Annotated in this window: 21 protein-coding genes and 2 pseudogenes; 9 read left to right on the top strand and 14 right to left on the bottom strand. The window is 67.9% G+C overall.

Features of this window, described 5'->3' with window-relative positions; genetic code table 11:
• The first annotated feature begins 65 nt into the window (after positions 1-65).
• The 3 genes from PV410_RS27105 (at position 66) to PV410_RS27095 (ending at position 3,219) form a co-directional block, all read left to right on the top strand.
• The gene (locus tag PV410_RS27105) at positions 66-524 is read left to right on the top strand and encodes a nuclear transport factor 2 family protein (protein ID WP_500328245.1); all 459 of its coding nucleotides are present in this window, start codon (positions 66-68) and stop codon (positions 522-524) included.
• A gap of 308 nt (positions 525-832) precedes the next feature.
• Positions 833-2,266, top strand: coding sequence for an aldehyde dehydrogenase (locus PV410_RS27100; RefSeq protein ID WP_500328244.1), 1,434 nt, complete (start codon positions 833-835; stop codon positions 2,264-2,266).
• A 200-nt stretch (positions 2,267-2,466) separates the two neighbouring features.
• On the top strand, positions 2,467-3,219 hold the full coding sequence (locus PV410_RS27095; RefSeq protein WP_500328243.1) for a GNAT family N-acetyltransferase: 753 nt from the start codon (positions 2,467-2,469) through the stop codon (positions 3,217-3,219).
• A 583-nt stretch (positions 3,220-3,802) separates the two neighbouring features.
• Here the strand turns inward: PV410_RS27095 and PV410_RS27090 are convergent.
• Positions 3,803-4,387, bottom strand: a pseudogene (locus PV410_RS27090) (transposase); the annotation flags it as partial.
• A 515-nt stretch (positions 4,388-4,902) separates the two neighbouring features.
• Here PV410_RS27090 and PV410_RS27085 point away from each other — a divergent pair.
• The 3 genes from PV410_RS27085 to PV410_RS27075 all read left to right on the top strand — a co-directional run bounded on the left by PV410_RS27085 (position 4,903) and on the right by PV410_RS27075 (position 7,451).
• On the top strand, positions 4,903-5,742 hold the full coding sequence (locus tag PV410_RS27085; RefSeq protein WP_500328242.1) for an oxidoreductase: 840 nt from the start codon (positions 4,903-4,905) through the stop codon (positions 5,740-5,742).
• 533 nt (positions 5,743-6,275) lie between these two features.
• Positions 6,276-6,650: an AMP-binding enzyme gene (locus PV410_RS27080; RefSeq protein ID WP_500328240.1), complete on the top strand. Its 375-nt coding sequence runs from the start codon at positions 6,276-6,278 to the stop codon at positions 6,648-6,650.
• A gap of 132 nt (positions 6,651-6,782) precedes the next feature.
• On the top strand, positions 6,783-7,451 hold the full coding sequence (locus tag PV410_RS27075) for a hemerythrin domain-containing protein (protein ID WP_500328239.1): 669 nt from the start codon (positions 6,783-6,785) through the stop codon (positions 7,449-7,451).
• Between the two features lie 792 nt (positions 7,452-8,243).
• On the opposite strand, the gene PV410_RS27070 is transcribed toward PV410_RS27075, so the two are convergent.
• From PV410_RS27070 to PV410_RS27010, 13 genes and pseudogenes are all read right to left on the bottom strand, one after another.
• Positions 8,244-8,564 carry a DUF302 domain-containing protein gene (locus PV410_RS27070; RefSeq protein WP_500328238.1) on the bottom strand — a complete coding sequence of 107 codons (321 nt, stop codon included), beginning with the start codon at positions 8,562-8,564 and terminating at the stop codon, positions 8,244-8,246.
• A 13-nt stretch (positions 8,565-8,577) separates the two neighbouring features.
• Positions 8,578-8,934, bottom strand: a pseudogene (locus tag PV410_RS27065) (transposase); the annotation flags it as partial.
• A gap of 229 nt (positions 8,935-9,163) precedes the next feature.
• Entirely contained in the window at positions 9,164-10,273 is a 1,110-nt protein-coding gene (pqqE, locus tag PV410_RS27060) for a pyrroloquinoline quinone biosynthesis protein PqqE (protein WP_500328236.1), read from the bottom strand.
• Positions 10,270-10,542 carry a pyrroloquinoline quinone biosynthesis peptide chaperone PqqD gene (pqqD, locus tag PV410_RS27055; protein ID WP_500328235.1) on the bottom strand — a complete coding sequence of 91 codons (273 nt, stop codon included), beginning with the start codon at positions 10,540-10,542 and terminating at the stop codon, positions 10,270-10,272. Before pqqD ends, pqqE begins: the two co-directional genes overlap by 4 nt.
• Positions 10,539-11,270, bottom strand: a complete 732-nt coding sequence (gene pqqC, locus PV410_RS27050) for a pyrroloquinoline-quinone synthase PqqC (RefSeq protein ID WP_500328234.1) — start codon at positions 11,268-11,270, stop codon at positions 10,539-10,541. Before pqqC ends, pqqD begins: the two co-directional genes overlap by 4 nt.
• Positions 11,267-12,166: a pyrroloquinoline quinone biosynthesis protein PqqB gene (gene pqqB / locus PV410_RS27045; protein WP_500328233.1), complete on the bottom strand. Its 900-nt coding sequence runs from the start codon at positions 12,164-12,166 to the stop codon at positions 11,267-11,269. The genes pqqC and pqqB overlap by 4 nt, the downstream gene beginning before the upstream one ends.
• 9 nt (positions 12,167-12,175) lie before the next feature.
• Positions 12,176-12,307 (bottom strand): pyrroloquinoline quinone precursor peptide PqqA, encoded by a 132-nt coding sequence (pqqA, locus tag PV410_RS27040; protein ID WP_500328231.1) that lies wholly within the window; start codon positions 12,305-12,307, stop codon positions 12,176-12,178.
• Between the two features lie 270 nt (positions 12,308-12,577).
• A complete protein-coding gene (locus tag PV410_RS27035; protein WP_500328230.1) occupies positions 12,578-13,570 on the bottom strand; it encodes a ThuA domain-containing protein in 993 nt (330 codons plus the stop codon).
• A gap of 322 nt (positions 13,571-13,892) precedes the next feature.
• On the bottom strand, positions 13,893-14,600 hold the full coding sequence (locus PV410_RS27030; protein WP_500328365.1) for a cupredoxin domain-containing protein: 708 nt from the start codon (positions 14,598-14,600) through the stop codon (positions 13,893-13,895).
• 77 nt (positions 14,601-14,677) lie between these two features.
• Positions 14,678-16,045, bottom strand: coding sequence for an outer membrane protein assembly factor BamB family protein (locus tag PV410_RS27025; protein WP_500328229.1), 1,368 nt, complete (start codon positions 16,043-16,045; stop codon positions 14,678-14,680).
• A gap of 471 nt (positions 16,046-16,516) precedes the next feature.
• On the bottom strand, positions 16,517-17,365 hold the full coding sequence (locus PV410_RS27020; protein WP_500328227.1) for a citryl-CoA lyase: 849 nt from the start codon (positions 17,363-17,365) through the stop codon (positions 16,517-16,519).
• Positions 17,362-18,567, bottom strand: coding sequence for a CaiB/BaiF CoA transferase family protein (locus PV410_RS27015; protein WP_500328226.1), 1,206 nt, complete (start codon positions 18,565-18,567; stop codon positions 17,362-17,364). Before PV410_RS27015 ends, PV410_RS27020 begins: the two co-directional genes overlap by 4 nt.
• Before the next feature lie 72 nt (positions 18,568-18,639).
• Entirely contained in the window at positions 18,640-19,407 is a 768-nt protein-coding gene (locus tag PV410_RS27010) for an IclR family transcriptional regulator (protein WP_500328224.1), read from the bottom strand.
• Between the two features lie 210 nt (positions 19,408-19,617).
• Here PV410_RS27010 and PV410_RS27005 point away from each other — a divergent pair, with 210 nt between their 5' ends.
• The 3 genes from PV410_RS27005 to PV410_RS26995 are packed head-to-tail and all read left to right on the top strand — an operon-like array spanning position 19,618 to position 24,031.
• Positions 19,618-21,126 (top strand): aldehyde dehydrogenase family protein, encoded by a 1,509-nt coding sequence (locus tag PV410_RS27005; RefSeq protein ID WP_500328223.1) that lies wholly within the window; start codon positions 19,618-19,620, stop codon positions 21,124-21,126.
• Positions 21,123-22,868, top strand: coding sequence for a thiamine pyrophosphate-binding protein (locus PV410_RS27000; protein ID WP_500328222.1), 1,746 nt, complete (start codon positions 21,123-21,125; stop codon positions 22,866-22,868). Before PV410_RS27005 ends, PV410_RS27000 begins: the two co-directional genes overlap by 4 nt.
• Before the next feature lie 5 nt (positions 22,869-22,873).
• Entirely contained in the window at positions 22,874-24,031 is a 1,158-nt protein-coding gene (locus tag PV410_RS26995; protein WP_500328221.1) for an ABC transporter substrate-binding protein, read from the top strand.
• Positions 24,032-24,074: the final 43 nt, after the last annotated feature.

Raw genomic sequence — 24,074 nt, 5'->3', positions numbered from 1 at the left:
CGAACCGAGCCTCAGGAAGCGCCACACGCTTCTGCCTGTCAACCGCTACTCAAGAAAGTCGCACCATGATTACTCGCACTCCTCAAGAACTCAGCGACCGGATCGCGATCCGCGAACTCGTCGACGCCTACTCCCACCACGCCGACCGACGCGAACCCGCACGGCAAGCTGCACTGTTCACGAAGAACGCCCATCTCGCGACCTACTCCGGCGACCCCGCGACGACTTCGCCGGACGTGGAGCTGAACGGACGCACCGAACTCCAGAACGCCTTTGAAAGCCTGAAAAACCACACTGCGACGACCCACCTCAACGGTCAAAGCACGATCGCCGTGGACGGCGATCGTGCCACCGGCGAAACCTACTGCCTCGCACATCACCTCTCGGAGCAAGAGGGCGAACGCACACTCATGGTTATGGCAATCCGATACTTCGACGTATTCGTCCGCGTCGAAGGCACCTGGCAATTCGACGATCGCGCACTGATCATCGACTGGGTCGACAGCCGGACCTCACACGCCTGACCCCGGGGCCTGGCCCGCGCAGCGTCCCTGAGACGACAACTCCCACCCGCTCATGGCAGCACCGCCGGCATACCCGGCAGTCAATCTGTCAGGCGCGACCGGGTGCTAATCCTCCACACAGCGGCACGAGCCGGTATCGACCCGCAAACCCTGCGCGGCAGGCCGTGGTCCCGCGCTTTCGGCCCGCGGCCCCGTGGAAATGCTCCACCTTCAGGACGCCTGACCGTTTCAGGTGACAAGGCGGTTACCCGCCTCAAATCGATAGCCCCCCACCTGCTTTGAGCCTGAGGCTCGGAAAGTGTGCCAACGTGATCATCTATGACAAACTCTTCATTGGCGGCGAGTGGGTGAAGCCCAGCTCGGCCGAGCTGCTCGACATCCGGTCACCGCACGACCAGTCCTTGGTCGGACGTGCCGTGCAGGCCACCTCGGCCGATGTCGACAAGGCAGTGGCCGCCGCTCGGAACGCCTTCGACCACGGGCCGTGGCCGCTGACCACCCCCCAGGAGCGGCAGGACCTGGTCGCCCGCTTCAACGAGCTCCACGCGGCGCGAGCCGCCGAAGCCGCCAGACTGATCAGCGCGGAGCGGGGCGCCCCTATCTGGTTCACCAGCTACCTCCAGACCGCGCTCGCAGGCCAGACAGACGCCTACCTGCGTGCCGCGGCGGCCTTCGGCTGGGAGGAAGCCCTCGACCCGTCCGGTGCGGCCAAGGGCTTGGTACGCCGGGAGCCAATTGGGGTGGTCGCCGCCGTGATCCCGTGGAACGCTCCCCATCAGTCGGCACTGACCAAGCTCGTCCCAGCCCTGCTGGCCGGCAACACGGTCATCCTCAAAGCCTCACCGGAGAACTCCCTGAGCGTGTTCATGCTCGCAGAGATCATCGCAGAGGCGGGATTTCCCGAGGGCGTGGTCAGCATCATGCCCGCGGACCGCGAGACCAGCGAGTATCTGGTCGCCCACCCTGACATCGACAAGATTTCCTTCACCGGATCCACGGCTGCCGGACGGCGGATCGCAGCCATCGCGGGCGAACAGCTCAAGCGGGTCAGCTTGGAGCTGGGCGGTAAGTCGGCCACGATCATCCTTGAGGACGCGGACCTCTCCGCCGTCACGGACGGCATCAAGTTCGCCTCGTTCGCCAACAATGCGGAAAACTGCCAGGCGCACACCCGAGTCCTCGCTCCGAGAAGCCGTTACGAGGAAGTCGTCGCGGCGCTCAAGGTGACAGTGGAAAATCTCGTGGTGGGAGATCCCGCTGACGCAACCACCTTCGTTGGCCCAATGGTCAGGGCGGACCAGCAGCGGCGGGTACGGTCGTACATCGAGCTGGGTATCGCGGAGGGAGCCCGCCTGGTCACCGGCGGAGCGGATGTGCCGGAAGGACTGGAGGGCGGAAACTACGTCAAGCCCACCCTGTTCGCCGACGTCGATAACCACATGCGGATCGCTCAGGAGGAGATCTTCGGTCCCGTTCTCGTGGTGATCCCTTACGAGGACGAGGAAGACGCGATCAGGATCGCCAACGACTCGCCCTACGGCCTCGGCGGCGGTGTTTGGACGGCCGACACCGACCACGGTGTTGACATCGCCCGCCGAATCCGTACCGGATTCTTCATGGTGAACGCCGCGCCGGTGAGCTTTGAAGGCCCTTTCGGCGGATACAAGGCCAGCGGCATCGGGCGAGAATTTGGCTCGGCGGGCCTCAGCGAATACGTTGAGCACAAAACGATCAATATCTGACCGCGCCCCGTCGGTGGTCGTCGTGAGAAGTCGGAGGTCCGGGCGATCCGGCCGAATCCTTCCGGCGGACTTCCATAGGAATGAAATTCGACGCGCCCTGTTTCGGCGACCTCGACCGGGAATATTTGGACACCGTTGAAGTGTGGTGCATGGCGGTCGGAAGAGATGGCTGAGACTGTTGGGGTGCGGGAATGAATAGGATGCATTCAGACCAGGTTGTTGAGGGATTCTTCGAGGTGGTCGAGAGGCTGGTCGGGGTGATTCCCGGGGCGTACATGCGCCAAGGGGCCAGTGGGACGAGGCTGTTGGTCAGTGCCATGCCGATTCCGACACTGAACGGACTGAGCTTCGAAGCTGCACCGGACTTCGTGGAAGCCGCGGAACTTGCCGGAGAGCTGGCGGGCGGGCAGCTGCCCTGGTCGGTACAGGTGCGAGGCGAGCCGTCTGCGGAGGTAGCCGCCTTCGCGGCGAGGTACGGACTGGCAAACACCATCCGGCTGCCCCTGCTTGCTCTCGAAGAGGACATCGCCCTGCCTGCGCCGCAACTGCCTGAAGGGGCCGTGGTCCGCACGCTCTCCGGACCGGACCCGCGCGGCTACGCCGACGCACTTGTGCAGGGTTTTGGAATGCCTGCCGAAGTCGCAGCCGTCATGGCAGCCCCTGCGATGCTCGACGGTCCTGGCATGGCTGGCTACGTTGTTGAGCGGGACGGTGAGACCGTAGCAACCGGCTTCAACGTTCTGATGGGAGACCGGGTCGGCCTGTTCAACGGCTCGGTCCCTCCTCAGCACCGCGGTAACGGCTACTACCGCGCCCTCGTGCTGACGCGCCTGCACGATGCCCGCCAAGCCGGCGCCAAGCTCGCGTTCACACAGAACTCGCCCATGTCCCGGCCCATTTATGAGTCACTGGGATTTCGTCACGTAGAGACCTGGACCTACCTGACCACCTGAGCCCTCCCTGTAGCCAGCTTGGCCCGCGTTGGTCACGTCCGTTGGAGTGGTGTATTGACGGCCACTCGGTGACTGACTCGATCGGGTGGAGCTGGGCCTTGGCGAGGAGGTCGCGGCGGCGGGCCTCTGTCCACTCGTCGTTCCATTCGGCCAGGAGGGCGCCGATCTGGGTGCGGCTGTCCCAGCGCAGGCGGCTTTGGATGATGCGGTAGAGGGCGGCGTTGGCTTGGCAGTCGCCCCCCCGCGGTTGAGGCGCCTGCGCTGGGTTTTGCCGGTTGGGGGATGCCTGGATGAGTTTGGGGTTGCTGAGTGGCGTCAGCTGTTCCCGCAGATCGGCGGGGACGTGATGAGGACGGCCTTGAGCTGATTGATGGCCTGCGTGCGAGCTTTGACCGCGGAACCCTTGGCGAGCTTGTAGCTCCACTCCGGCCTTGTGAACCGGCCCTTGCGAGCGGGCCCAGGTGGTGAGCATGCGATGGCCGGTCGAGTCGGCTGGGAATGCCTTGTGCTCGAGCAGGACTCCGGTGCGGGTGATCAGGGCCGCCACGTGGATGTCCTTGTGCTTGTCGCCCCCAAGACGATCTCAGGCCCGATGATTGTGGGCACGATGTTCGTATGGACGCCCGTCACGGGCATGGAAGTCCTTGATCGCATCGAAGACGCACGGGCGACGCGGACTGCCTGTCAGAGCGGTGATGGCGCCGTCGATGGCAAGGCCCCTATCGGGACACGGCAGTCCGGCCGGATCGGAAGGCGACCGCTCCCATGCCGCGGTCGGCAGATCAATCCGTAGGCACGGGTGCCAGTTGGACCACGGGCCAGGCCAGGACACGGGCAACGCCCGACAATTCTCACAGTTCGACCAGATCCGCCGCCAGGTCTCACGCGGGAAGGCAGTGAAAGCCAGCAGGTCGTGGCGGGCGGAATCCAGGTGCTCGGCGACCTTGGGGAATTCTGCCTCCGTGTCCGGTACGTGCCGCATCCGGGCTTGGACGGCGTCGGCATCGGGCTGTTCGAAGACCGTCCGCAGCAGCGTCGCCACCCATGGCTGGGCCGATTTCGGTACCTGGGAGAGCAGATCGCGGGCATGATGCGTGCGGCAGCGTTGCCACGAAGCCCCAGGCAGGACGGGTCCGACGGCGTCGACGCGGCCGGCCCCAAAATCGGACCGGGCAGAGACCGCAAGAAACCCGACAGTTCGTGGCGGACAAGACCTGCAGCAACGGCCCGTGCCGCCCATACCTGCGGCGCGGGGGCATCCGGCACACCAACCAGGAGAAGACCGACAGGCAAGCCGCCCGCCTACGCAAAGGCTCACGCAGCAGACGGTCACCCGGCATCGGCGACGACCGCTACAAGAAACGCAACACCGTCGAGCGATCGGTCAACCGGCAGGACGCCGACAGTGCTCAGCCTGGTGCCCGGATGCACGGTCGAAGTGCTTCACACCCGGCCATGCACTCCAGCAAGGTGATCTGCTGCGCCAGGAGCTGCCGGCTGATCATCAGCAGCTCGCTGCCCGCGTGTGGCGTGACTCCTCGGCGACGGCTACGAAGTTCTCAACTGTCGGAGATCAGGGGTCACAGGTAGAGCCTATGGCCGCCACAGGTAGCCGATGTTGGACGGCGCTGGGTGCCGAGACAACGATTGACCTCGGTAAACACCCCTTTGAAAGGCATGCGAATGACGAACGACACGCAGGGCCGCGTCTGGCTGATCACGGGCTGCTCGACCGGGTTCGGCCGAGAGATCGCGCTGGCAGCGCTGGCCGCCGGTGACCGGGTCATGGTCACCGCGCGCCGCCCGGAGGCGCTCGCCGACCTCGTGCAGGCCGGCGGTGACCGGGTCAGCGCGGCGGCACTCGACGTGACGGATCCGGCATCCATCCAGGCCGCGGTGAAGGCGACGCAGGGCGTGTTCGGCCGCATCGACGTCCTGGTGAACAACGCCGGGTTCACCATGCTCGGCTCCGTCGAGGAAACCTCGATGGAGCAGCTGCGATCGCTGATGGAGGTCAACTTCTTCGGTACGGCGGAGGTCACCAAGGCGGTGGTCCCCATGATGCGCGAGCAGGGCAGCGGGACGATCGTGCAGATGAGCTCCCAGGGCGGCCGGATGACCTACCCGGGGCTGGGCGGCTACGACGCGTCGAAACACGCGGTTGAGGCCCTCAGCGAGTCGCTGTCGAGTGAGCTGGCGCCTCTGGGCATTCGGGTACTGATCGTGGAGCCCGGCATGTTCCGCACCAAGATCACCAAGAACATGGTCCTGGCTCCCGAGAACCCGGCCTACGCCGCGACTTCGGGTGGCCTCCGCCAGATGGTCGCGGGAGTGCAGGGCAATGAACCGGGTGACCCTGCGAAGGCCGCGGCGGCCATTCTCGATGTGCTCGACGCCGAGAACCCGCCCCTCCGTCTCGTACTCGGCAGTGATGCGGTCGACGCCATGCGTGAGCACCACGAGGCCCTGCTGTCCGACATGGTCACCTGGGACGCGTTGAGCCGCTCGACAGACATTTCGTGACCAGGAGCGGGCACTGACCGCGGCGGGCCGTATCCTCCATCACGCGGAACAGCTCGCGGGATGCAGCCCGCTGCTTTGGCGGAGATGATCGCGCATGGCCGGCCCGCGCCGGCTCGGGCGGCCCGCGGCATTGGGACGGCCCTGCTGAGCGAGCTCGACGCCCGGCCACGGGATGTGAGCAGTCGGCGGGCTTTCGTCGTAGGCGGTTCGGCCTGCCCTCCGTCCGCTCATGAGGAACCTCGAAAAGCGTCGCGGGATGCGACTGTTCCACGCGTGGGCATGACGGCTTTCTGGCAGTTCCACCGGCCGGACTCGATCATGAGTAGGAATGGCCTACCGCATCACGCAGGGCTGTTTCCCGGCGTTGGCGCAGGCCAGGTTGCTTGGCACCGAGGGTGAAGTACGTGCCCACGATGGCAAGGCGCCGCTCGTGGATCGCGGGCTCCTGCTTTGGCGGCGCAGGCGCGCCGACAACCTGCCCTTGAGGACGAGTTCAGCTTGGACGGCTGGCTGCGCACCGGGGACCCCGGCCGGTGCGCCCGGATGGCTATCCCACCCTCACGGACGAGGTCAAGGATGTGATCCAGTCCGGTGGTGAGTGGATCTCCTCCGTCGAACTGGAGAAGGACCTCATGGTGTACTCCGCGGTCGCGGAAGCAGCCGTCATCGGGGTCGCCGACGATCGGTGGAGGGAAAGGCCACTGGCCATCGTGGTGGGGAAGACCGGCGTGCCCGCCGCCTACTCCAACTTCTCCACATTTCCTGCCACTCGCGTGGCCGGGTGGCAGGTGCCTGAGCGGTGGACGAGCGTAGAGACGATCGTTCGCAGCGAGCCTGCCCCCACATCCCAGAAGCGTGCAGGCCTCGCGCGCACTCGCGCCCTGTCTTCTGGCTCAGAGGGGGGCTGAACTCCATCGCAGTTCCGTTCAGGCCGAGCGCCGGAGTCCCCTGAAATCCCGAATGCGGCTGCGGTCGACCTGGGCGCCTCCCTTGGCCGGGATGCAGGCCGATCAGACGCTGCTGACACCCGAAGGAAAACAATGACCAACGCCCACGGCCGCGCCGACATCCGCGACATGCTCGTCGTCCATGAAGCCTTCCGCAGGGCCTACGGCAAGATGCCCAGCCTCGTCCTGGCCGTCTCCTCTGGCGACACGGCCAGGGCCGCCGTTGTGGCAGACCATATCGAGTTGATCAAGGAGTTCTTGCACCTGCATCACAAGGGCGAGGACGAGCTGCTGTGGCCGAAGCTCATAGCGCGGGCGACGCAGGATGTGGCCCCGACGCTGGCGCTCATGGAAGAGCAGCACACTCAGATCGACGGCCTGATCGCCACATGCTCCTCCAGTCTTGTGCGGTGGAGAAGGAATGCCGCCGCATCCGACCGCGACCAGCTCGCTGCGGCGCTGCGGGCGCTCGGTGAGGAACTGACAGCGCACTTGGCCGTCGAGGAGACGGAGGTGCTGCCCATCGTCGACCGGTACATCACCGCGGCCGAGTGGCACGCGCTAGGAGACCATGCCATCAACGGCCTTCCCAAGAGGAAGCTGCCCATCGTGTTCGGCATGCTGGCTTCTCTTGCCGAACCGGCGGTCGTCACGCTGATGCTGGCCAGCGCTCCCCTCGTGCCGCGCATCATCATGCCCGTGCTGGGGCCGCGAGCCTTCGCGTCGCACGCCAGGAAGATCTATGGGGCCGGCGGTTTCTAGAACCGCAGGCAGGCATGGCACAGAGAGTGACCGCAGGAGCGAGGCTGCTGCGGCCAGTCTCTTGTCAGATGGCCTTGCTCCTCACAACTGGGCTGCGTCCACGGGGTAGGCAGCTCAGCGCCTGCTTCCCTGGCCCGCTGACGGATCTGTTCGGCAGTGGGCCGGGGGCCGCCATGCAGCACCGCGGCCCGGGCCGCGCCCCAGTCCGGTGCGTCACCAGCGGTGTGCCAGGCGGCGAGCGTGTGCACGACGTCGATGATGCGGGACAGCATGTCCTGCTGCACCGACCCGGCCCACGGGTACTCCTGGCCGTCGAACGGGCAGCCGCGTACGAGAACGGATCGACGGGTGGAAGCAGTACCCGTCCTTGGGACGTGGCAGGTACGGCTCTCCCTGTGGAGTCACGCCGAGGCGGGCCCGGATTTCCGGCAACCGTGACTGCAGCGTGCGGGTCGCCCATGGCGAGGCTGGGTCCATCGCCGTGCACAGCGCGTCGGCGTTCCGGCGGGGCTTGAGCCGGGCTCCGCCGCCGGGCCAGAGGCGGAAGGAAGGGTCGCCGTGACAGGTGGATCCGGCCGGGGTCGGCGGTGCCGAACAGAGCCGGGAACGGGCTGCCCGCCTCGGTGTCCGTACCGGCATTGGTGTGGGGGGACTGTAAGTGGAACGGCACCTCTCTGTGTCAAGCGGGGGCGATCAGAGAGGTGCCGTTCGTTGGACAGACTCCTCGCGCGGGCAGCCGGGGTCGGCCACCAGCGTGGCGGTCGGGATGCCCAGGGGGTTTTTGCCGGCAGGTCAGGTGAGTTCGTCGGGTACGGGGAGGCCGAGGTGGGTGAGGAGTGCGCCGACTTTGCGGTCGAGCTCGCGCCCCACTTCGGTGATCTCGGGCTGGCCGAGGGCGCTCACGGTGTCGCTGGGGCGGTCGATGGCGAACATCGCCTCGCCTGTGGGGGATTCGTGGATCGTGGTGCGCAGGGGTGCGTACATCAGGGCTCCGGCGTCGTGCCGGTACATGCGCTCGGCGATGGTGTGATTGCCCATCAGGTACTCGGTGCAGCGGGCTTGGTCGCCGGCCACGCCGAACAGCGGCTGGGCGTCGAACTTCCAGTAGATCATGAACCCCAGGGGTGCGCGGCTCGAAGCTGCCGTCGGTGTCCCGGAGCACGGCTATCTCGACCGGGCCGACATCGGCCAGCACGGTCTTGGACCTCTTCCCGTTGCGGGAGTTGCCCTCGTTCTTCCCGGCCGCATCATGCTTCTCATAGCCGAGGTGATCAGTGAGCTCACCCTCCAGGGCGGACTCCAGCGCCCGCTTGGTCAGCAACTGCAACAGGCCTCCGGCACCGGTGACCTGGAGGCCCTCCGCTCGAGCCCGCTCAACCAGCCTGCCGACCAACTGGTCATCAACGGCCGCAGCCCCGACAACAGCTTCCGGCTCAGGTCCTGCCGACGGCGTGGTCTCCGACGCACGTACAACATCACTCATTCGGTGTCACTCCAAGATCCAGTTCCACCGTTTGTCGTACACACCCCCAACCTTCCGTTCGCCAGGCTGAGGCATCAGCCCGTGGACGGTGCCAGGGCTGGCCGGCCTGAATGCAGCAGTCGGGCCGATGATGACTCATGTGCCGATGGCCCACTCTTCCGCTTTGCGGCGTGGACCGACGGTGGAGTCGCACGGCTGGACCGGTGACACTCCTGTGGGGAGAAGCTGATTACAGCCGTGTCGCCTTTCGTGGGACGCTGTGGGATGGCCTGCGGGGGATGACAGCTATCCGGTCGTCCGGTGGCGCGAGAGCGAGTGCGGTGAGCTCTGCGTGGTCGGGTGACAAGAAGCAGGCAGGATCAGTACGGGACGCGTCGCCGGTCAGGGCGTGGGCCTGGCACCGGCAGCCGCCGAAGTCTTCGGTTCGGCGGTCGCAGGTACGGCAGGGGGAGGGCATCCAGTCGGTGCCGCGGTAGAGATTGAACGCGGGCGACTCCTCCCAGATCCACCGCAGCGGCTGTTGGAGCACCGTCGGCGGGTTGAGGCCGGGCAGCGCTGCGGAGGCGGGGCACGGCAGGACTGTTCCGTCAGGGGTGACGGTCAGGGAGACGGCTCCCCAGCCGCCCATGCACGGCTTTGGTGTGCCGGTGAAGTAGTCGGGAGCCACCCACACGATTTCCATCTGGCCGGCGAGACGCGCCCGCCAGCGTTCCACGGCGGTGCCGGCAGTGGTGAGCTGTTCTCGGGTCGGCATGAGCGCGGACCGGTTGAGCAGTCCCCAGCCGTAGAACTGGGTGTTGGCGAGTTCGATGCGGTCGGCCTGCCAGCGCACGGCCAGGGCCATCAGATCGTCGATGGCATCGAGGTTGTGGCGGTGCAGAACGACGTTGACCCCCAGCGGGAGATTCGCCTCCCTGACCAGCGCTGCCGCGTGCTCCTTCGCGGCGAAGGCCCGGCTGCCGGCGATCTTGTCGGACTGGTCGGGGTCGGAGTGCTGCACCGACAGTTGGACGCTGCGCAGCCCGGCATCGACGAGAACCTGAAGACGGTCCCTGGTCAGGCCGGAACCGCTGGTGACGAGCTGCGTGTACAGGCCGGCGTCGGTCGCTCCCTCGGTGATGGCCGCAAGGTCGGGTCGCAGCAACGGTTCCCCGCCGGACAGGTGGGTGTGCAGTACGCCGAGATCTGCGGCCTGCTGGAAGACATCCGCCCACTGGGGCGCGGTCAATTCCCGGGAACGGCGGGTCAGCTCCAGCGGGTTGGAGCAGTATCCGCAGTGCAGCGGGCAGGCGTGGGTGAGCTCGGCGAGCAGAGCCCACGGGGGTGGGGGGAGGGTCACTGGAGCCAGCCTTCCGTGCGCATGCGGTTCAAGAACGCCTCGACGTCGCGCCGCACTGTCTTTGCGGGATGCCCCTCGGCCAAGCGAGCGGAGATCTCGTCGACGGTGCGGGTGCCGTCGCACAGATCGAGGACGGGCCGGGCCGAGCCGTGTAGCACGACGACACGCTCGGGCAGCAGCAGCACGTCGCTGCCGCGGGTCCGGTCGTGGCGCAGCACGATGGAGGACCGCAGCCGCGGGCGCCATTCGGCTGCGGGGCCGCCGCTCACCGGGAGCTCTCCGGTTCTCCGGCAAGCTGCACGCTGTCCAGCAGGGACCACAGCACGTCGCACTTGAAAGACAGGGCCGCCAGAGCCTGATCCTGCTGCTCTCGGGTCAGGGCCCACTGCTTGACCCACTCCAGAGCTTCGCTGCCGTCGCGACGTCCTTGTGGGACCCGGCTGCGGAAGTACGACAGCCCGCCTGATTCGATCCAGGGATAGTGCTGGGGGAACGTCTCCAGCCGGGTGAGCATGATGGACGGCGCACACAGTTCGGTCAGCGAAGAGGCCACGGCCTCCAGTGGGCTGCGCAGCCGGCAGAAGTTGACGTAGCCGTCGACGGCCAGCCGGACACCGGGCAGAACGTGCTGATGGGCAAGGAGCTCGGCGCGGCCGAGGCCCACCGCCTGCCCCAGTCGCAGCCATCGTTCGATGCCTCCGTCACCTTCGCTGGTCCCGTCGTGGTCCTGGATGCGCCGCAGCCACGACCGGCGCTGGGCGGACTGCGGCAGTTTGGCCAGGATCAGGGCGTCCTTGATGGGGATGTTGCACTGGTAGTAGAAGCGGTTCGCCACCCAGGTGCGCAGCTCGGCCGGCCTCAGGTCGCCGGCGTGCATGCGCAGGTTGAAGGGGTGACGGTCGTGATAGCGGCGGGTGGCCAGGTCGCGAAGCTGCTTCTCCAGCTCCTCCGCACTCCATGCGGCCGGGATCTGATGCTCAGGCCCGGTTGTGGTCATAGCGAGATCACCATCCTGTCCTCGGCCACCGCCAGGCCCAGTCGCGCAAGCCAGGCGTGCTGCGGAGCGTCGGGGTCGGTCAGCGGATTGGTGTTGTTGAGGTGGGTGTAGTAGCAGCGACCTGCCAGGCGCTTCAGATGCATGGCGGTGCCCCTGGGGCCGTCGATCGGCAGGTGGCCCATGCCGGACGCGGTTCGTTGCGATATGCCGGTGCGCCGCGGTTCGTCGTCGTCGAAGAAGGTCCCGTCGATCAGGACACAGTCAGCAGCGGTGGTCTGCTCGGCGAGAGCCGTGCTCCATGCGGCCAGTGCAGGAGCGTAGAGCGCTGTGCCACCGGTGAGCGGGTCGCGGACGCGCAAGGCCACGCTCCACGCGCGATGCGCCGGGGCGTCGGCGGCGTAGCGCGGACGCTTGCTCGACAGGGGCACCGCGCTGACGTGCAGCCCCGCGATATCGGCGGGTGCGCCGTCGCCGATGAGTGGCAGATCGTTCCACGTCAGCTTGGTGTAGTGGGCGAGAATCTCGTCGAGGTGGAGCCGCGTTTCCAGGGCCCGCCGCACCTGAGTGGTTGCCCAGACCTCGATGTGGGCCGCTTCCCGCAGACGGAGCAGGCCGAGCGTATGATCGAGCTCGGCATCGGTCAGGACGACGCGGACCACAGGGGTGCGCTGGTGCCCGGGGCTGGGGCGGAGCCCGGGATCGGCTTCGATCTGTTCGGCGATGTCAGGCGTGGCATTGGCCAGGAACCACGAGCCGGTGTCGGATGCGTGGACGGCAAGGCCGTCGTGCAGTCGGCGCCGGGTGGGGTGCTGGCGTGCCCCGGAGCATCCGGGGCACGCACAGTTCCATTGGGGGAGGCCTCCGCCTGCTGCTGTGCCGAGAACCCGCAGCAGCATGGCCGGCTGCTACTTGCTGCGCAGCGAGTAGGCGGTGACCTCAAGCGCGGTGTCGACCACGGTGAAGTCGGGCGCCTGCCAGCCGGTGGTCTCGGTCGCCTGGTCCTGGTCCTGGTGCTGGGTCTGGTGTTCGGTGTTCATGGAACTGCCTTTCTGGATGAGGTGGAGGCGGCAGCCGGGACGGCCCTGATCGGCTGGCGGCCGTGCACGGCCGTCCCGGGTGTTCGCGGTACTGCGCCACGGGGGCGGCCTGTGTCCCGCAAACGAGTGAGGTCCATTAAGTGGTCCACGTAAACCACGTGATGGTTTTGCCGTGGCTACGCTAGGCAGGACGAGTGGGGCTGGCAAGACGTCCGGCGGTTCAACACCACGGGCAGGGCGGCTTGCTGGTGTTGCAGGAGGTGCCGTCCGTTACTTGCAGAAGGGGGTCTTGCCCATGGCCGACTGAATGCCGCCCAGGATCAGGTTCTGGAACTCCTTGGCGCCGGCGAAGGAGCCGTCGGTGCTGAAGTCCTTGGCGTCGTGCCCCAGGGTGGTCAGCCACGCGCGGCCGCCGTCGTAGTACTGGCACCAGGCGACCGGGTGGTTGTCGCCGTGTCCGGGGTGGTTGTAGTTGCCGGCCACGCCCCTGGTCAGAGAGCTCTCGTCGACCTTGGCGAGCACCCGGACCCGGGTGGGGGCGGGAACCAGGTTGTACCACTCGTCGGTGAAGGTCCACGAGGACGGCAGGGACTTGGTGGACACGTCCTTGCGGTCCACGGTCCGCACCGTACCCGTCTGGTTGGGGCCGTGGTCGTAGAAGTTGGCGTTGCCCAGCAGCCCCTCGTACCACGGCCAGTTGTACTCGGTGCCGAAGGCGTTGTGGATGCCGACGAAGCCGCCGCCGCCGCGGATGTACTGGCGCAGCGAGGTCTGGGCGGCGTCGTCGAGGGTGTCACGGCTGGTGGAGTAGAAGATCACGGCGTTGTACCGGAACAGGGTCGCAGGCGAAGCCAGCTGCGTGACGTCTTCGGTGTAGTCGACCTGGAAGTCGTTGGCCTGGCCCATCTTCACCACGGCGTTCTGCACGACGTTGGCGTCGGTGAGCGGCGGGTTCATCCCGGGCGCCAGCGCGGGGCCCAGGTTGGCGTGCCGCGGGCCGGCGGTGCGGGTGAACAGCAAGACCTTGGAGCCGTTGGCCGGGTCGAAGTTGCCCCAGTCGTGGTAGCAGTCGGGGTCGGTGCCGCGGCAGACGCCGTAGTCGGGGTCGCCGAGTTCCTTGGCGCCCTGCCCGATCCGGCCCTGAGCCACGCTGAGCGTGCCGGTGGCAATCAGGGCGATAATGACGGTGAGTGTGCCGACCAGTGTGGTCAGCGCCGCGTGCAGCGGCCGTATACGCCGTCTGCTCAGGGGGGTGATGGCCATGGTGAACGTGCCCTTCACGTCGGGTGCGGGCGCGCCGTGTCTCGGCGCGGCAAAGAGGTACGGACTTTCCCGTGGGACGGGGGAGCGTGACGCACGGTCCGGGTGGCGCCGCGGCCGGTGAAACCCACGCCGCAGCGTCTCCCGCAGGTGGCCCGCGTTGGCCCCGCCGGGCACGCGCTCACAGGTCCGGGTCACGGGAGGAGCGGCTCACGGGGCACTGCCCTGCAGCACGGCGTGTGGGGCGCCACCTACCGTGAGGTTCGGCGCGCTGCTTCTGCGGCTGCGGGACAGGGTGTCGTCGTACGGGGCGGCGGGTGGTCGGTTACTGGACGACGATCTTGCCGGTGTTCTGCGGGGCGACCGGGTCGTTGTAGAAGAACTCGCCCGCGGTGTTGAAGGTGTAGCTGTAGGACTGGCCCGGCATCAGCAGGCCGGTGTCGAACTCGGCGTCGAAGAAGGCGGCGGCGCCGTGCCCTGACTTGTTGTCGGCCGGGTTGACGAAGGTGACCGTGGTGCCCTTGGCGATGGTCAGGTGCTGCGGTGACATCGCGTTCTGGGCGACGAGGTTCTCCGTCGTGCCAGGGGCCTTCTTCGTGGCGTCCCAAATACGTCCCAGGGTCACGGTGTTGCCGGCGACCTCGCCGGTGACGGGGGCCGTGCGGATCTGGTTGCGGCGGGACGGGGGGATGGGCGCAGGGGCGGGCGCCACCTTGCCGCCGATCTTGAACGCCCACAGGTGGTCGCCCTTGGGGATGTCCGGGTAAGGCAGTCCGTTGCCTCCGGCCAGGACGGCGACGTACTGCTCTCCGTCGACCTCGTAGGTCAGGGGGCTGGTGTTGACGCCGGCGCCGCACTGCCAGGTCCACAGCTCGGTGCCGTCCCGGTCGTCCAGAGCGGTCAGGACGCCGTCGGGGCGGCCCTGGAAGAGCACGCCGCCCGCGGTGCTCAGGATGCTGTTGCCATGGGCGAGCGACCAGTCGCCTTCCTGGCGCCAGGCGACGGTGTTCGTACGGGGGTCGACGGCGACCAGACCACCCGCGAAGTACTCGCCCAGGGGCCGTGCGGTGTTGACGCGCCCGCCGTGGGTGTTGGAGTAGGCGGAGTTGATCAGCCCGTATCCGACGTAGACGTAGCCGGTGCGGTGGCTGAAGGACGGGAAGGACCAGTCGGCGCCGCCGCCGGCTCCCGGGAAGATGATCGTCGCGCGGTCCCAGTGGACCTCGAAGATCCCGCCGGTGGGGTAGAAGGGCACCGGGCGGGTTGCCTTGTCCAGTCGCGGCTCGGTCTCGACGAACGGCTCGCCGCCGGGGAACGGCTGGGTGGGCGCGGTCTTCTGAGCGGCGTGCTGGGGGGGGGCCGCTCCTCCATGCCGTGGATCGGCTTGCCGGTGGCCCGGTCGAGGATGTAGTACATCCCGGTCTTGCTGCCGTAGACGACGACCTTGCGCTGCTTGCCGTCGATGAGGAGGTCGGCCAGCACCGGGGACATGACGCCGTCGTAGTCCCAGATGTCGTGGTGGACGGACTGGAAGTGCCAGCGGCGCTTTCCGGTCTTGGCGTCAATGGCCACCAGGCAGTTGGCGAACAGATTGTCGCCACCCCGGGTGGAGCCGTCGGTGCGCGGATATGGATTGCCGAACGTCCAGTAGACGATGCCGAGGTCGGGGTCGACGGCCGGGTGGATCCAGCACACCGCGCCACCGGTCTTCCAGGTGTCGCCTTCCCAGGTGTCATGGCCGAACTCTCCGGGGCCGGGGGTGCCCCAGAAGGTCCAGGCGACCTCGCCGGTGTCGGCCTTGATCGCGTAGCCGCGGCCGCGGGCGCCGGCGGTGCTGCCCTGGGTGCCGACGTAGATCAGCCCGTCCCAGTAGACGACTGCGCCGGCCAGACCGCCCTTGCTGCCGCCGCACTGGCCGCCGGCGGGGTCGCAGTCGGGGTCGCCCTGGTCCTCGATGAGCAGTTCGGTCTGCCAGACGACCGCGCCGGTCTTCTGGTTGAGGGCATAGACGGTGTTGGAGCCTGAGATGGTGAAGGCCAGACCCTTGCCGAGCGCGATGCCACGCATGTTGGTGGTCTCGGTGCCGACGTTCGTCTTCCACTTCACCGCGCCCGTTCGGCCGTCGATGGCGAAGACGTTCTGCTGCGTGGTGGCGAGGTACAGCACGCCCTTGTCGGCGATGACGGCGCATTGCTGAGAGGAGCGGGTGTCGCCGCCCTCGAGGTTGATGTGCCATGCCCCGCCGAGCCGGTGCACGTTGGATCTGGAGATGTCGCCCAGGGCGGAGTAGTTGTGATTGCCCAGGTTACCGCCGGCCTTGGGGAAGTCCCCTCGGGTGGCTGCGTGAGACTGAGGCGGAACCGGCAGCGCCAGCGGTGGTGAGGAGCTGGGGGAGGCCTGCGCTGGGGAGCCGTTGATCAGGGCGACGGTGCCGGCACTGCCGGCCGCCGCGCTGACCAGAAACCTGCGCCTGTCCATGGATCCCTCTTTCGTTGTTCTGCGGGCCGGGCGGGCGGCATAGGACGTACCGCCGTCGGCGACAGGGGTGGAGGGTGCCGAATTGCGGATCATGGTCCGCTAGGTGGTTCGGAGAATCCGTACGGTGGTTACCGCGAGGCGGTGCAATACGTTAGGCACGGTGTGATGGCCTGACAAGAGGCGTGACAGGGGTTCTGTGATTTCCCACGTCAGTGGGGGAGTTGGCGCCGCAGCCAGCTGACCCGGTGTGCTGGGTGCCCTTTGTGGAAGAGGGCAGCACGCATCGCCCGCTGTCGGGTGGGCCGTTGGGCCGCCGGGCGGCTTATCCGCGGGTGCGCAGGCAGCCCTGGCCGGCGGTCGGCACCGTGCTGTGCCGACAGCCGGCGTCAGGGCCTGTGCGATTGCGAGGCAGGTCTCAGAGGAAGGGGCGACTGCGGTACGCCACGGTGAGCGCAGGGACGCTCAGGGTGGTCAGGCAGGCTGGGCGGGATCCAGGCGGGCAGGCAGGACCGAACGGGGGATGGGGCCCTTGTTGCGGCGGCCCTGGCCGCTCTCCTCCCAGGCATGCGCCAGGATGCCCACGGACCGGCTCAGTACGAACAGGCCCCGGGCCAACGGAGCCGGGAAGCCGAGCTCTGCATAGATGACAGCGGTAGCGCCGTCGATGTTCATGGGGACGGGACGGGCTCCGGCTCGTCGTTGCTGCAGGGCCGCTTCGACGGCAAGTGCGGCGTGCAGGAATTCGCCCTCGGCCTCACCTCCCTGCACCGCCTGCTCGACCAGCCTCAGCAGAGGGTCTCGGCGGGGATCGACGGGATGGAAGCGGTGACCGAAGCCGGGCAGATACCGCGAACGCTGCTGCCAGGCGGCCATGACACGTGCGGCGGCGGCGTCCAGCGCAGTGCCGGACCGGTGCTCGTCCACGATGTCCGTGAGCATCTGTACGCATTGCTGGCCCGCTCCGCCGTGGACGTCGCCGAGCATGTTCACCCCGGTGGCGATCGCGTTGTTCAGGCCGACGCCGCACGTGGCGGCCATCCGGGCCGCGGCGATGGACGGGGCCTGCGGTCCGTGGTCGACCCCAGCGACCAAAGCGGCCTCCAGCAGCGCGGCCTGCACAGGAGTGGGACGGTCTCCACGCAGTAGCAGCCAGGCGATCTCCACCAGACCGACCGAGCCGATGAGGTCCTGCACGGGGATTCCCCGCAGCTCGATGGAACCCGGCTCGATATGGCTGACGGCGGTGGCCCACCACTGCGCTGCTTCGGCGGCGGCGGCGGCGGCGGTCGGGTTCGGAGTCGGTGCGGTCGGAGAGGTCATGGCGCGGGTGCCTCCGTGCAGGAAAGGGCGGTGGTGGTCCATCCCGCCACCAACTGATCGCGCTCGTCGTTGTGCTGGCCCAGCAGCGGCGGCGACGTGGTGGGCCGCAGCGGCAGACCGTCCAAGAGAACGCCGCTGCCGGAAACACGCAGCTGGCGCCCGGTGCCGTCGGGAATCTGGAGATCGGTGAAGAACCCGCGATGCTCCAGCTGCGGCAGGTCGACGGCCTGCGGAACGTTCAGGATCCTGGCCGCAGGCACACCAGCGGCCGACAGGATGTGCTCCCACTCTGCTGCGGGCTTGGCTCGCAGCGCCCGGTTGAGTTCCTCGTTGAGGGCGTCGCGATGCCGCTTGCGGCTCTCGCGCTCGGCGAACCGTGGATCGCTGATCAGCTCGGGGACGCCGACCAGGCGGCACAGGGACTCGAACTGCGCCTGCTGGTTCGCGGCGATGTTCAGCGACCCTTCGGCCGTCTCGAACGTGCCCGATGGTGCCGCGGTCGCATTCTGGTCGCCCATCGGCTGCGGAGGCACGCCGCTGACAAGGTAGTTGGACACCGCCCAGCCCATGGTCGACAAGGAGACCTCGAGCATGGATACGTCGAGCTGCGCCCCGGTGCCGGTGCGCTCACGGCGCAGCAAAGCGGCACTGATGGCCAGTGCCGCCGCCAATCCCCCGCTGGTGTCGCACACCGGAAAACCCACACGCTGGGGGGCGGTTTCCTGGGTGCCGGTGATGCTCATCATGCCGGAGAGGCCCTGGATGATCTGGTCGTAGGCGGGAGCATTGCTCATCGGCCCGCTCTGCCCGAAACCGCTGATCGAACAGCTCACCAGGCGGGGGTTGAGCTCGCGCAGACGATCCCGGTCCAGGCCCATGCGGTCCAGGACCCCCGCCCGGAAATTCTCCAGCAGCACGTCCGCCCCGGCGATGAGCTTCTCGAGCCGTTCGAAGTCGGCGGGGTCCTTCCAGTCCAGCTCCAGGGACTTTTTCCCGGCGTTCTGGGCAAGGAAGGACGCGCCCAGACCCGCACGGTTCAGTTCGGGGTCCGGGCCCAGGGCCCGGGCCAGGTCGCCTTGGCCTGGACGCTCTATCTTGACGACCTCGGCCCCCAGCAGCATGAGCTGATAGCTGCAGTAGGGGCCTGCCAGGACGTTCGTCAGGTCAAGGACGCGGACGCCGTTAAGCGGTAGGTCCTGCATGTATCAATCCCTTCCGCGGTGCCATGGGTAAGTTGCGCTTGTGGGGGTGCACCCGGGGCGGCGTTGACGGGGTCACGAACCCTCTGCCAGGGCGGGGGGAAAACCGTGTCCCATCACCTGAGCGGCCACTTCGCGCAGGTCCTCGGCGAACTCCTCCACCACGGAGTCAGGGATCCGGGTGGTGGGCCCACTCAGCGACAGCGACGCGATCACCGAGCCGGACCGACCCAGAATCGGCACGGCCACCGCCGTCAGGTCCGTGTCGCGTTCTCCGCGGCTGATCGCCCAGCCCTGCCGGGCGGCCTCCTCGGCCGTTTCCCGGAGCCGGTCTGCTTCACCTGCGCCGTGGGGGGAATCGCGGGCCACCCGCTGCACGAGAGTGTCCGATGCGTCACCGAGCAGGACTTTGGAAGACGCGCCGGCCCACAAGGGCAGTTCGTCACCGACCCGGACCACATGGCGCAGCGGGTGGGGGCTTTCCGCCTGGGCGACACAGACACGGTGGATGTCACGCCGGATCATCACGTTGACGGTCTCGCCTCGGCGCTCGGCCAGCAGCCGGATGAGCTTGCGCGTCTCCGGGGGAAGATCCCAGCTCCTGTGTGCCAGGTGAGCCCAGCGCCACAGTCCCGGTCCTGCGGTGTAGCCCGCGGAGGTGGCCCACAACAGACCGCTCTGTTCCAGAGTCTGCACCAGCCGGACCACCGTGGTCTTCGGCAGACCCGTCGCCTCCACGATGTCCCTCAGGGGCACGGTCGGCTGATCTTCCGTCAGCAGCGACAGGATGTCCAGGGTCCGGCGCACACTGCGTACACCGCTCGTACCCGGTTCGTTGTCCATGGGTCTCCCTCTTTGATGGTCCGGTGATGTTCTGACCGGCACAGCAGGCTGGTCAACTCCCGTGCGCGATAAGGCCCCGTCACTGCTTTCACGGCCCGGACAACTTCTCCCGCTCGGCCTCTTGCCACGAGTCTGCGGCGCCCGTACGTTACACGCCAGTCCACAGAGCAGTCCACGCAAACCGCTAGATGGTTTTTTGGGAGTGGGTTCATGCTGCAAGACATCCTCACGGCCGCTGCCAACGCGGAGGTCATTCACGCCCCGGGGTTCCTCGCCGGGCAGTGGGCTGACGACGATGGTCCGCCGGCCGAGCGGAGGGGCCCTTACCTGCGACGGACCGTCAGCCGTACCCGCAACGCGACCCCTGCGGACATCGCGCGATCACTGGCTCACGCCCGCTCCGCCGCGCCTGCCATGGGTTCCCTGGCCCCCGCCAGGCGGGCCGACATCCTGCAGAAGGCGTCCGAAGCAGCCACCCAACACCGCCAGGGCCTCGCCCGGTTGCTCGCCCTCGAGCTCGGCAAGCCCCTGCGAGACAGTCTGGGTGAGATCGACCGCGTGGCCTCGACCTTCGCCGTGTGCGCCGCCGAGGCCCGCCGTATCGGCGGGGAGACCCTGCCCGTCGCCGGATGGGACAACGGGATCGGCAACACCGCCTTCACCTACCACGCCCCCGCCGGTGTCGCACTCGCCATCACCCCGTTCAACGCGCCGGCGAACCTCCTCGCCCACAAACTCGGCGCGTCCTTCGCCGCCGGCAACGCCACCTTGGTCAAGGCGCCACCCCAGGCACCCGCCGCCTCCGCCGCGATCATCGCGCTGCTGCTCGAGTCGGGCCTGCCCCAGCAAGCAGTCCAGCTGCTGCACGGCGGGGGAGACGTGGGAGCCGCACTGTGCGCGGCCCCCGAGGTCGACGTCATCAGCTTCACCGGCAGCCACGCCACCGGCACCGCAGTCGCCCAGGCAGCAGGCGCCAAGCGACTTGCGCTGGAACTGGGCGGCAACGCGGCAACCATCGTCTGCGAAGACGCCGACATCGCCACCGTCGCGACCATGTGCGCACGCACCGGGTACAGCAACTCCGGCCAGAGCTGCATCTCCGTCCAGCGGGTCTACGTCCACCGCTCCCGCTACACCGAATTCCTCGACGCCTTCACCGCCGCCGTGGACAAACTCGTCGTCGGCGAACCCCTCGACCTCGGCACCGACGTCGGATCCATGGTCGACGAGGACGCCGCCGAACGCGTCGTGCGATGGAGCGCCGAAGCCGCCGAACGCGGCGCCCAGGTACTGCGCGGCGGAACCCGCGACGGAGCGACCGCCGCACCCACCATCGTGGCCAACCCCCCGGCGGATGCCTCCGTCGTGGTCCACGAAGTCTTCGGAGCCCTGGTGGCGGTCCTGCCCTACGACGACTTCGAGGCGGTCATCACCTCCTGCAACAACAGCCGCTACGGCCTGCAGGCCGGCCTGTTCACCCAGGACATCTCCCGCATCATCACCGCGTGGCGGCACCTGCAGGTCGGCGGCCTGATCATCAACGGCACCTCTAACTACCGGCTGGACCACCTGCCGTTCGGCGGCGTCAAAGACTCCGGCTTCGGACGCGAATCGCCCCGCTGGCTCATCGAGGACTTCACCACGGTGAAGACCCTCGTCCTGCGCGGACTGTCCGTCTGGGGAGACACCCGAGACATCACGAAGGAGAACGGATCATGACGGTGACCGCGGCCGAGGCCCTCGTCGCCCAGCTCGAGTCCTACGGCGTCGAGTACATCTTCGGAACGTGCGGCCACACCAACATCGCCCTTCTGGACGCACTCGGCCCCAGCTCCATCACCTTCGTCATCGCCCGGCACGAACAGGCCGCCGCCCACGCCGCCGACGGCTATGCCCGCGCCTCTGGCAAGCCCGGGGTCCTGCTCACCCACGTCGGCCCCGGCATGATGAACGCCGTCACCGGCGTGGCCACCGCAGCCCTCGACTCCATCCCCATGATCGTCATCTCCGGTGACATCCCCACCTACTACTACGGACGCCACCCCCACCAGGAAGTCAACCTCCACGCCGACGCCGACCAGACGGCCATCTACCGGCCCTTCTGCAAGCGGGTGTGGCCCGTGCAGCGCACTTTCGACCTGCACCGGACCATGGAGCGCGCCTTCTACACCGCCACCTCGGGCCGGCCCGGAACCGTCCTGGTCAACATCCCCATGGACCTGTTCTCCCGCCAGGTCCAGCCCTACGCCGTCGGCTCCCACCCCCTGCCCGACAGCGCCCTGCCCGGCCTGAACGAGGCAACCGCCCGCCGCATCGCCGACGCACTCCTGACCGCAGAACGCCCCCTGATCTACTTCGGCGGCGGCCTGCGCACCCCGCAGGCCCGCCAGGCCCTCCTCGACCTGGCCGAACACCTCGACATCCCCCTGGCCCACTCCCTGATGGGCAAGGGCACCATCCCTGACCGCCACCCTCTCCTGCTGGGCATGCCGGGCTTTTGGGGACTGGAGTCCACCCACGCCCACACCAAGCAGGCCGACGTCGTCCTGGCGCTCGCCACCCGCTTCGCCGAAACCGACGCCAGTTCGTGGGACCCGGCGCACACCTGGAACTTCCCGCCCAGCCGGCTGATCCAGATCGACCTGGACCCGGCAGAGATCGGACGCAACTACCCCGTGGAGATCGGGGCCGTCGCCGATGTCGGCCATGCCGTGGCCGCCATCGCCGACGCGGTCCGCGCCACCCGGCCCGAACCCCTGGTGCGGCCTGGACTGCGCGAGTCGATCGCCGGTGCCCGCTCGGCCCTGTTCGACAAGGCCGCCGACGACGGCATCAGCGACCGCTACCCGCTGCGCCCCCAGCGCATCCTGGCCGACCTGCGCGCCGCACTGCCGGCCGACGCGGTTCTGGTCACCGACGTCGGCTGGAACAAGAACGGCGTCGCCCAGTGCTACGACCTGCCCGAGCAAGGCCGCTTCATCACCCCCGGCGGCGCCTCGACCATGGGCTTCGGCCCGGCCGCCGCAGTCGGCGTCCAGATGGCCCAGCCCCAGCGCACCGTGGTAGCCCTGATCGGCGACGGCGGCATGAGCGCCCAGCTGCCGGCGGTTCCCATGGCCGTTGAACAGGGCCTGCCGGTGATCTTCGCCGTGATGAACAACCGTGCCCACGGCACCATCTCCGACCTGCAGGTCTCCAACTTCGGCCGCGGCTACGGCTGCGACTTCACCGACCCGCAAGGCCGCCCCTACAGCCCCGACTTCGCCGCCTTCGGCCGCTCCTGTGGCGCCGACGGCTACGAGGTGACCAGCGCCGCCGACCTCGCCAAGGCGCTGGCCCAGGCCGTGGAGCGCCGTCGTCCCGCCGTCATCGACATCCCCATGGTCAACGAGCCGGTCCCGACCCCCGGCCACTGGAACATCACCGACATCTACCGGGGCCAGTTCCCCGACGAAGGATGACCGCCATGTCTGCCTCCCTCCCCGCCAGAACCCTCCTCGCCATCACTACGGCCCTGACCCTGGGTGCGGCCGCCGCCTGCGCTGCCCCCGGCGAATCCGGTTCCGATGCGGCAGCCGACTCCGGCCCCATCAAGATCGCCGTGGTGAACGCCCAGAGCGGGCAGCTCAGTTCGCTCGGCGCGTGGGAGTACAAGGGCGCCAAGCTCGCGGTCGACCAGTGGAACGCCAAGGGCGGCATCAACGGCCGCAAGATCAAGCTGACGCTCTTCGACAACCAGGGCGACCCCACCACCGGTACCAACATCGCCCGGAAGATCGCCAGCCAGCACTACATCGCGATGATCGGCACTTCCGAGAGCGCCGTCACTGTCGCCATGGCCCCGGTCCTGCAGCAGGCGAAGATCCCCAATATTACCTCCGGGCAGTCCACCGCCCTGGTCGACGTCAAGAGCCCCTTCCTCTTCCTGAACGGCCCCACCAGCACCACCTACGACTCCACGCTGGCCAAGTACCTGGTGGAGACCAGGAAGTTCGAGAAGATCGCCATGATCACCAACAACGGGTCCTACGGCAAGGGAGAACACGACGCCTTCACGGCCGCGGCCAAGTCCCTCGGCGTCACCCCCGTCACCGACCAGATCGTCACCACCGACCAGAAGGACTTCTCCGCGGCGCTGACCACCATCCGCCAGAAGAAGCCGGACGTGGTCTTCATCGGCTCCGAGGAAGTCGAGGCCGGTCTGATCGTCAAGCAGGCACGCGACCTGGGCATCAGCGCCCCCTTCGCCGGCGCCGCCCCCCAGGGCACTCCCGTGTTCATCGACACCGCCGGCCAGAAGGCCGCCGAGGGAACCATCGTCAGCTCGCCCTACCTCAGCAACGACACCAGCGAAGCAAGCAAGGCCTTCGCCCAGGCCTACCAAGAGGCTTACAACGAGACCGCCGAGCTGCACGGCGCCAAGGCCTACGACGGCGCCAACATCGTGCTGACCGCCCTGAAGACCACCAACGTGGCCACCGGAAGCAAGCTCGCCGAAGCCATCCGCGCCACCCGCTACGACGGACTGCTGGGCCAGTTCGCCTACGACAACACCGGGGTCGGCATCTTCAAGACCTCCATCGGCACCATCACCGGCGGCAAGCTCGTTGCCGCCGACCAGTAGCAGACGCCGACAGCCGGGACCACGGGCCCGACCACAGGAGCCA

The organism is Streptomyces sp. PA03-5A (assembly GCF_033792725.1).
Classification (GTDB): Bacteria; Actinomycetota; Actinomycetes; order Streptomycetales; family Streptomycetaceae; genus Actinacidiphila.
Note: the sequence above shows the minus strand (reverse complement) of the source record. Positions and strands in the feature narration are given on the sequence as shown.

Bases quoted from the DNA above. Each gene is read 5' to 3' on its own strand.
- PV410_RS27105 (WP_500328245.1), top strand. From the start codon at position 66: ATGATTACTCGCACTCCTCAAGAACTCAGCGACCGGATCGCGATCCGC.
- PV410_RS27095 (WP_500328243.1), top strand. From the start codon at position 2,467: ATGCATTCAGACCAGGTTGTTGAGGGATTCTTCGAGGTGGTCGAGAGG.
- PV410_RS27085 (WP_500328242.1), top strand. From the start codon at position 4,903: ATGACGAACGACACGCAGGGCCGCGTCTGGCTGATCACGGGCTGCTCG.
- PV410_RS27075 (WP_500328239.1), top strand. From the start codon at position 6,783: ATGACCAACGCCCACGGCCGCGCCGACATCCGCGACATGCTCGTCGTC.
- PV410_RS27070 (WP_500328238.1), bottom strand. From the start codon at position 8,564: ATGATCTACTGGAAGTTCGACGCCCAGCCGCTGTTCGGCGTGGCCGGC.
- pqqC (WP_500328234.1), bottom strand. From the start codon at position 11,270: ATGACCACAACCGGGCCTGAGCATCAGATCCCGGCCGCATGGAGTGCG.
- pqqB (WP_500328233.1), bottom strand. From the start codon at position 12,166: ATGCTGCTGCGGGTTCTCGGCACAGCAGCAGGCGGAGGCCTCCCCCAA.
- pqqA (WP_500328231.1), bottom strand. From the start codon at position 12,307: ATGAACACCGAACACCAGACCCAGCACCAGGACCAGGACCAGGCGACC.
- PV410_RS27035 (WP_500328230.1), bottom strand. From the start codon at position 13,570: ATGGCCATCACCCCCCTGAGCAGACGGCGTATACGGCCGCTGCACGCG.
- PV410_RS27025 (WP_500328229.1), bottom strand. From the start codon at position 16,045: ATGGACAGGCGCAGGTTTCTGGTCAGCGCGGCGGCCGGCAGTGCCGGC.
- PV410_RS27020 (WP_500328227.1), bottom strand. From the start codon at position 17,365: ATGACCTCTCCGACCGCACCGACTCCGAACCCGACCGCCGCCGCCGCC.
- PV410_RS27015 (WP_500328226.1), bottom strand. From the start codon at position 18,567: ATGCAGGACCTACCGCTTAACGGCGTCCGCGTCCTTGACCTGACGAAC.
- PV410_RS27010 (WP_500328224.1), bottom strand. From the start codon at position 19,407: ATGGACAACGAACCGGGTACGAGCGGTGTACGCAGTGTGCGCCGGACC.
- PV410_RS27005 (WP_500328223.1), top strand. From the start codon at position 19,618: ATGCTGCAAGACATCCTCACGGCCGCTGCCAACGCGGAGGTCATTCAC.
- PV410_RS27000 (WP_500328222.1), top strand. From the start codon at position 21,123: ATGACGGTGACCGCGGCCGAGGCCCTCGTCGCCCAGCTCGAGTCCTAC.
- PV410_RS26995 (WP_500328221.1), top strand. From the start codon at position 22,874: ATGTCTGCCTCCCTCCCCGCCAGAACCCTCCTCGCCATCACTACGGCC.